Origin of the sequence: Kitasatospora nipponensis (genome assembly GCF_039528135.1) — a bacterium.
Classification (GTDB): Bacteria; Actinomycetota; Actinomycetes; order Streptomycetales; family Streptomycetaceae; genus Kitasatospora; species Kitasatospora nipponensis.
Window position 1 is genome coordinate 26,110 of record NZ_BAAALF010000005.1, and the last position, 6,765, is coordinate 32,874.

7 protein-coding genes and 2 pseudogenes are annotated in these 6,765 nt (G+C 74.8%); 6 read left to right on the top strand and 3 right to left on the bottom strand.

The genetic code is table 11. The features are described from left to right. Window positions 1-76: 76 nt before the first annotated feature. Window positions 77-1,021, top strand: a complete 945-nt coding sequence (locus ABD323_RS02705; protein ID WP_344438595.1) for a LysR family transcriptional regulator — start codon at window positions 77-79, stop codon at window positions 1,019-1,021. 28 nt (window positions 1,022-1,049) lie between these two features. On the opposite strand, the gene ABD323_RS02710 is transcribed toward ABD323_RS02705, so the two are convergent. Both ABD323_RS02710 and ABD323_RS02715 read right to left on the bottom strand, forming a co-directional pair. Then, complete coding sequence (locus ABD323_RS02710; RefSeq protein ID WP_344438597.1) at window positions 1,050-1,613, bottom strand: DUF6461 domain-containing protein; 564 nt, start codon at window positions 1,611-1,613, stop codon at window positions 1,050-1,052. Window positions 1,614-1,647: 34 nt separating this feature from the next. Continuing rightward, the gene (locus ABD323_RS02715) at window positions 1,648-2,124 is read right to left on the bottom strand and encodes an HIT family protein (protein ID WP_344438599.1); all 477 of its coding nucleotides are present in this window, start codon (window positions 2,122-2,124) and stop codon (window positions 1,648-1,650) included. A 52-nt stretch (window positions 2,125-2,176) separates the two neighbouring features. On the opposite strand from ABD323_RS02715, the gene ABD323_RS02720 reads away from it, so the two are divergent. After that, window positions 2,177-2,437 carry a DUF6011 domain-containing protein gene (locus tag ABD323_RS02720; RefSeq protein WP_344438601.1) on the top strand — a complete coding sequence of 87 codons (261 nt, stop codon included), beginning with the start codon at window positions 2,177-2,179 and terminating at the stop codon, window positions 2,435-2,437. A gap of 7 nt (window positions 2,438-2,444) precedes the next feature. Here the strand turns inward: ABD323_RS02720 and ABD323_RS02725 are convergent, their stop codons facing one another. Continuing rightward, window positions 2,445-3,644: a citrate synthase gene (locus tag ABD323_RS02725; RefSeq protein WP_344438606.1), complete on the bottom strand. Its 1,200-nt coding sequence runs from the start codon at window positions 3,642-3,644 to the stop codon at window positions 2,445-2,447. Between the two features lie 116 nt (window positions 3,645-3,760). Between ABD323_RS02725 and ABD323_RS02730 the strand changes: the two are divergent. The 4 genes and pseudogenes from ABD323_RS02730 to ABD323_RS02745 form a co-directional block, all read left to right on the top strand. Next, window positions 3,761-3,880, top strand: a pseudogene (locus ABD323_RS02730) (helix-turn-helix domain-containing protein); the annotation flags it as partial. Between the two features lie 592 nt (window positions 3,881-4,472). Then, a pseudogene (locus ABD323_RS02735) lies at window positions 4,473-5,123 on the top strand (citrate/2-methylcitrate synthase); the annotation flags it as partial. A gap of 137 nt (window positions 5,124-5,260) precedes the next feature. Beyond that, window positions 5,261-6,241: a phospholipase D-like domain-containing protein gene (locus ABD323_RS02740; protein ID WP_344438611.1), complete on the top strand. Its 981-nt coding sequence runs from the start codon at window positions 5,261-5,263 to the stop codon at window positions 6,239-6,241. 148 nt (window positions 6,242-6,389) lie between these two features. Continuing rightward, window positions 6,390-6,641 carry a hypothetical protein gene (locus ABD323_RS02745; RefSeq protein WP_344438616.1) on the top strand — a complete coding sequence of 84 codons (252 nt, stop codon included), beginning with the start codon at window positions 6,390-6,392 and terminating at the stop codon, window positions 6,639-6,641. Window positions 6,642-6,765 lie beyond the last annotated feature (124 nt).

Consider the following 6,765-nt stretch of genomic DNA (forward strand, 5'->3'; position numbering starts at 1 on the left):
TACGCCCCTCATCCTGCTGAGGACCCGGGTGCTGCCACAATGGGAACTTCGGCACGGAATCATTGACGGAAACGGAATGATGCAGGTGAACGCCCCGGACCCGGGCCTCGACGCCAATCTCGCCATCGCCCTGGACGCCCTGCTGACCGAGCAGAGCGTCACCCTGGCCGCCGCCCGCCTGCACACCTCGCCCGCCGCCATGAGCCGCACGCTCGCCCGCCTGCGCCGCACGCTGCAGGATCCGCTGCTGGTCCGGGCCGGGCAGCGCATGGTCCCCACCCCGCGCGCGCTGGCCCTGCGCGAGGAGGCCGCGGCCGTGGTGCGCAGCCTGGGCGCCCTGCTCGGCCCGGACCCGGGCGTCGACCTGACCACCCTGCGCGGCACGTTCACCCTCCAGGCCGCCGACCTGGTCGGCGCGGCCCTGGCCCCCGAACTGCTGCGACTGGCCGAGCGGGAGGCGCCGGGGCTCTCGTTCCGGCTGCGGGCCGAGGAGTTGGAGGCCGGCCCGGCCCTGCGCGACGGCCGGATCGACCTGGAGGTCGGGTCCATCGACCACGTGGACCCCGAGACCCGGGTCGAGGAGCTGGTCAGCCTGCGCATGGTGGCCGGCGTCCGGCCCGGTCATCCACTGACCGAGGGCACCCTCACCCCGGCCCGGCTCGCCGCCGCCCAGCACGTCGCGGTCAGCCGCCGCGGCCGGTTCACCGGCCCGCTGGACACCGCCCTGGCGGCGCAGGGCCTGCACCGGCGGGTCGGCATCGTCCTCCCCAGCCACCTGGCCGCCATGACCCTCGCCGCCCGCAGCGACGTCGTCTGCCTGGTGCCCGCCGCACACCCCGGCGCCGGCGCCTCGCCCCTCACCGGCAACGCCGTCGCCCTCGGACTGCACCTGCTGGACATCCCGCTCACCCTGCCGCCGGTGACCCTCGGCATGGCCTGGCACCCCCGCCACGCGTCCGACCGGGCCCACCACTGGCTGCGCGACGCCGTCCGCCGAACCCTGCGCCGCGCCGAGCACTGACGGACGGCCGGTCAGCCCCGACGCCCGGTCAGCCCGGGACCACTCCCCCGAGCAACTCGCCCTGGAAGACCGCCTCGTAGGGGAGCGTGACACCGAACGCCCGCTCCGCCAGGAGCAGCATCCCGGACACCGAGGTCGAGCCCGTCGCGTCCGGTGAGGGGTCCAGCCCGACCTGCGCCATGACCGGGTTCAGGTGGTCCGGCGCAGTGCCGTGCCGGGTCGAGGGCATGCCCGGGTCGAAGTCGCAGATGGGCTCGGCGTCCTCCCAGTAGGCGAACCACGGGATCGTCATGGTGCTGACCAGCGTGCAGGCGCGCGTGCCGGCCGAGACCGCCGCCATGACACCGCCCTCCAGCGCTCTGGCACCCCAGGCCTGCACCGCGAAGGCCCAGCCGCCGTGCACCCCGGCCCGGATCATCACGATGTCGTCGTCCAACTGCCTCCCCTGGCAGTCCACCTCGTCGATCCAGTCGATCGACTCCGGCTCGCACCCCATCCGCAGCAGCAGGGTCCGCGCGTCCAGGCCCTCCGCGAAGGTGACGGAGAACCCGGTGTCGAACGCCTTCGTGAGCCACCCCAACGTGCCGTCCACCCAGGGCTCCTTCCTCATCGGACCTGAAGCATGGTCACCGGGCGCCCAGCGCGTCCAACTCCGCCGTGATCGCGGCGCGCAGGGCGTCGTGCCGCGGGCCGAGCGCGAACCGCTCGTCGCGCCAGTGCTCGCGGGGGTGCAGCCAGACCGGCAGGCCGACCAGCTCGGCGGGCTCCCAGCTGTAGCGCGGCCAGACGTGGGCGTGCAGGAAGCCGTCGGTGTTGCCGAGGATCTCCAGGTTCACCCGGCGGAAGGCCGGGTCCAGCCGGGCGCAGGCGCGCTCCAGGGCCTCGCCCAGGCGTTCCATGTCGGCCAGGAACGCCAGCCGCCTGGCCCGGGGCAGGTCGGTCAGCCGCTCCACGTGCGGCTCGTCGGCCAACAGGACCGAGTAGCCGGGCAGGAACTGGACGTCCCCGATCACCGCGAAACCCGCGTCCAGGCGGCGCAGCACCGTGGGGTTCTCGCCGCGCAGGGCGCTGCCGATGCGGTCCGCCCGCCAGTCCTCGATCATGGTCGGCAGCCTATCGGGCCGTGCTCGGCCGAACAGGCCCTAGGCTCGGCGGGTGAACGATCGACCGTCCCCGTCACCGTCATCGCCCCCGCCCCCGCCGCCGTCATCGCCGCCGCCGGCCGAGGCGCTGCTGCCCGTGCCCGGCGACGCCGCCGGGCCGGAGCTGCTGGCCGAGCGCGTCACCTGCCGCGGCTGCGGGCGGCCGTTGCACGATCCGCAGTCGCGGATGCTGCGGCTGGGCCCGGGGTGCCGGCACCCCGCCGAGCCGGTGCGCCGGCGCGAGGTCGAACAGGAGACGCTGCCGGGCCTGTAGGGCGCGCTCACGCCCCCAGCGACGGGACCGGCTGCGGGGCGGGCGGGCCGGCGTAGCGGGCGGCGGGACGGATGATCTTGCTGTCCTCGGCCTGCTCCAGGATGTTCGCGCACCAGCCCACGATCCGGGCCGCGCCGAAGGTGGGCGTGAACATCTCCCGCGGCACCCCGCACTGGTCCATGACCACCCCCGCGTAGTACTCGACGTTGGTGAACAGCTCGCGCCCGGGCTTGAGTTCGGCCAGCGCCTCGAGCACGTGCCGCTCCACCTGGACGGCCAGCGCGGACCAGCCGCCACCGAGGCGCTCGGCGACCGCGCGCAGCATCCGTGAGCGCGGGTCCTCGGTGCGGTAGACGGGGTGGCCGAAGCCCATGATCCGCTCGCCGCGCACCACCCGGTCGCGCACCCACTCCTCGGCCTGGTCGGGCGAGCCGATCGCGTCCAGGGTGTCCAGCGCGCGGCTGGGGGCGCCGCCGTGCAACGGGCCGGACAGGGCGCCCAGCGCGCCGGTGACGCAGGCGGCGAGGTCGGCGCCGGTGGAGGCGATCACCCGGGCGGTGAAGGTGGAGGCGTTGAAGCCGTGGTCCACCGTCGAGATCAGGTACTGCTCGATCGCCCGGGTGTGCTCGGGGCCGGGCACCCGGCCGCTGATCATGTAGAGGTAGTTGGCCGCGAACCCGAGGTCGGCGCGCGGGTCGAGCGGCTCCAGCCCCTGCCCGACCCGGTACAGGGCCGCGATCAGGGTGGGCGCCAGCGCGCTGAGGTAGCGCGCGTCGGCCCGCCGGCCGGCCGGGTCGGTGTCGTAGAGCGGGCGCAGACCGCGCAGCGCGCCCGCCACCGGCAGCAGGGTGCGCAGCCCGGCGAGCGGGCCGTCGGACGCCGTGGCCGCGGCCACCGGCGCCAGCAGCGCCCGCAGTTCGGCCGGCAGCGCGCGCAGCGGGGCGGTCTCGGCGGTGAAGGCGGCGCGCTGGGCGGCGTCGGCGGGCAGCGCGCCGTCCAGCATCAGGGCCCAGACGTCCTCGAAGGTGCGCTGCTCGGCGAGGTCGATCGCGGAGTACTGGCGGTAGTGGTAGAAGCCCTCACGGCCGCGGACGTCGCCGATCCGGGTCTCGGTGACGACGACACCGCTGAGCCCGCGCGGGACGTCGATGACGCCGACCTCTCGGCGCGCGGGGGTGGCTGCAGGGCTGACAGCGGACGCACTCATGGTGGATTCCTTCGTACGGGACTGACGCGGTGCTTGCTAATGTCGTCCTCGCGATCAATCCTGTCAACGTTGATTGGATCAACATGGATCGCCCAGCCGAGAGAGCGAGTGCAGGCATGCCGGAGCAGAGCCCCGAGGAACCGCTGCTGACCACTCAGCAGGCCGCCCGCCGCCTGGGCGTCAAGCCCGAGACGCTGTACGCGTACGTCAGCCGGGGCCTGATCGAACGGGTCCGCTCGCGCGACGGCAAGGGCAGCCTCTTCGCCGCCGCGGCCGTCGAGGAGCTGGCCGCCCGCAGCGGCCGGGCCGGCGGCACCCGGGCCGCGCCCGCCGCGCCGGCCCCGATCCGCACCCGGCTGACGCTGATCGAGGACGACCTGCTGCGCTACCGCGGGCGCGACGTGGCCGCCCTCGCCACCGCCGCACGGCCCGAGCGGGCCCGCTTCGAGGCGGTCGCGGAGTGGCTCTGGCGCGGCGAGGACGTGCCCGGCGCGCACTTCACCGCGCCGCCGCCCGCCCGCGCCGCCCCCCCCCCGCCCCCCCCCCCCGCCCCCCCCCCCCCCCGCCCCCCCCCCCGGGCGGCGCCCGACGCGCTCCCGGCGCGGGCCCGGGTGGCCGACCGGTTCCGGGCGGCCGTGACGGCGGCGGCGGTCGCCGACCCGCTGCGCTTCGACCTGCGGCCGGCGGGCGTGCTGGCCGCCGCCCGCGCACTGATCCCCGCCCTGCTGGCCGCCGCGCCGCCGTTCGACGCCCCCGACACCGGCCCCGACGGCGACGGCGACGGCGACGGCGACGGCGACGGCGACGGCGACGGCCGGCGACACCCCCGACGCCTCGGTCGCCGAACTGCTCTGGCCGCGACTGACCGCCACGGCCCCCACCCCCGAGGGCCTGCGCGCGCTCGACGGCGCGCTGGTCCTGGTCGCCGACCACGACGTGGCCGCCTCCACCTACGCCGCCCGGATCGCCGCCTCCACCCGCGCGCACCCGTACGCCGTGGTGAGCGCCGGCCTCGCCGTCCTGGAGGGCCCGCTGCACGGCGGCGCGGGCGCCCTCGCGCACCGGCTGATCGCCGACGCGACGGCCAGCGGCGACCCGCTGGGCGTGCTGGCCGACCGGCTGCGCGCGGAGGGCTGGGTGCCCGGCTTCGGGCACACCCTCTACCAGCGGCACGACCCGCGCGCGGTGGCACTGCTCGGGCTGCTCGAAGCGGTGCCCGACCCGCACGGGGTGCGCCCGGTCGTCACCGCGCTGGTCACCGCCGCGGGCGAACGGCTGGGCACCTTCCCCAACTCGGACTTCGCGCTCGCCGTGCTCGCCCACCTGACCGGGATGCCCGCCGACGCCACCGAGGCGCTGGTCGCCGCGGCCCGTTCGGCCGGCTGGATCGCGCACGCGCTGGAGGAGTACCAGGCACCCGCCAGCCGGCACCGCCCGCGCGGCCTGTACGTCGGCCACGGCGGACCCGAGGACGCCTGACGGTTCACCAACATGTCATGTGTCCAGGACTCCTGAGGGTAGCGAGGCTTCACCACGCAGTGGTGGCCTGGTAGTCGGCACCCGGGCTCGCCCTGCGGGTGCCGACCACCAGGCCACCACCCCCGGGAGGCACATCCATGCGCGCCACCAGGTTCCTCGGCCTCGCCGCCGCCCTCTGTTCCGCCGCCCTGTGCGCCACCGCCGTGCCGGCCCAGGCCGCCGGCGCCACGTACTCCCTGCTGGTCTTCCCCGACCAGAGCCACAGCAGCGTCTACTCGTTCATCACCTCGGCCACCAAGTCGATCGACATGACGATGTACGAGCTGCGCGACACCACCGCCGTCAACGACCTGGTCAGCCGCTCCCGGGCCGGCGTCAAGGTCCGGGTGATCCTGGACGCGCAGCACACCTCGGTCAACGGCTCGGCGTACTCCACGCTCAGGGCCGCCGGGGTCGGGGTGACCTACTCCTCCTCGGCGTACGTCTACACGCACCAGAAGACCATCACCGTGGACGGCGCCAAGTCGCTGATCCTGAGCGGCAATCTGGACTCGGTGTACTACGCGAACGACCGCGACTACGGCGTCTTCGACAACGACGTCAACGACGTCGCGGCGATCGAGAGGGTCTTCGCCGCCGACTACGCCAAGACCTCCGTCACCCCCTCCGACGGCGACAACCTGCTCTGGTCGCCCACCGACTCGCAGTCGCGCCTGCTGGCCCTGATCAACGGCGCCCACCAGTCGCTCGACGTCGAGGAGTTGGAGTTCGGCGACCCGGCCGTGGTGAACGCCCTGGCGGCGGCGGCCGGGCGCGGGGTGAGCGTGCGGGTGGTCGGCATGGACCCCGGCAGCTACGGCGCCCAGTTCGACCAGGTGACCGCGGCCGGCGCCGGCGTGGTGACCTACTCGTCCTCCGGCGGACTCTACGTGCACGCCAAGGCCGTCGTCGCCGACTACGGGACCGGCACCGCCAAGGTGGAGGTCGGCTCGATCAACCTGTCCGACAACTCGCTCAACAGCAACCGCGAACTGGGCCTGATCATCAGCGACCCGGGCGTCCTGACCGGCGTGGAGACCACCTTCGCCACCGACTTCGCGGGCGGCACCCCCTACTAGGACCTGCCTCGGGTGGGGTGCGGGCGACCACCGGGTGATGGTGTGCCATTGCAATGACACACCATCACTCCTGCTGCTAGGGTCCCGAGTCAGCGATGGCCACCGCTCCTCCACGGCACCCTCACCCCGAGAAGCTGGAGTCCCTCCGATGACCCTCCACGCCCGGCGCGCAGCCGCCACCGCCCTCACCCTGGCCGCCCTGTTCGGCGTCGGCGCGACCACCGCCTGCGCCGCGCAGGCCGACGACTTCGTCTTCAGCGGCTCCGGCCGCACCCTGCCGGCCGCCACCCAGCTGGCCGACCTGGCCGCCTCCGGCGCCGGCTACAACCCGGCGCTCTGCCGGCAGGTGGCCCAGCCGGAGCGCTCCGGCTGGACCGTCACGCTGTACTGCGCGGACTGATCCCCCGGGCCGACGACCCCGGTCATCCCAGGTCACCCCGGGCGGGCGGGGGCGGGAAGTCGGATCGTAGCCATGTCGTTCTGTGAGCCAAGGAGGTGGATAACCGGCTTGTCTTTCTAAGACC

Coding starts and splice junctions, on each gene's coding strand:
- ABD323_RS02740 (WP_344438611.1), top strand. CDS start 5,261: ATGCGCGCCACCAGGTTCCTCGGCCTCGCCGCCGCCCTCTGTTCCGCC.
- ABD323_RS02705 (WP_344438595.1), top strand. CDS start 77: ATGATGCAGGTGAACGCCCCGGACCCGGGCCTCGACGCCAATCTCGCC.
- ABD323_RS02745 (WP_344438616.1), top strand. CDS start 6,390: ATGACCCTCCACGCCCGGCGCGCAGCCGCCACCGCCCTCACCCTGGCC.
- ABD323_RS02715 (WP_344438599.1), bottom strand. CDS start 2,124: ATGATCGAGGACTGGCGGGCGGACCGCATCGGCAGCGCCCTGCGCGGC.
- ABD323_RS02725 (WP_344438606.1), bottom strand. CDS start 3,644: ATGAGTGCGTCCGCTGTCAGCCCTGCAGCCACCCCCGCGCGCCGAGAG.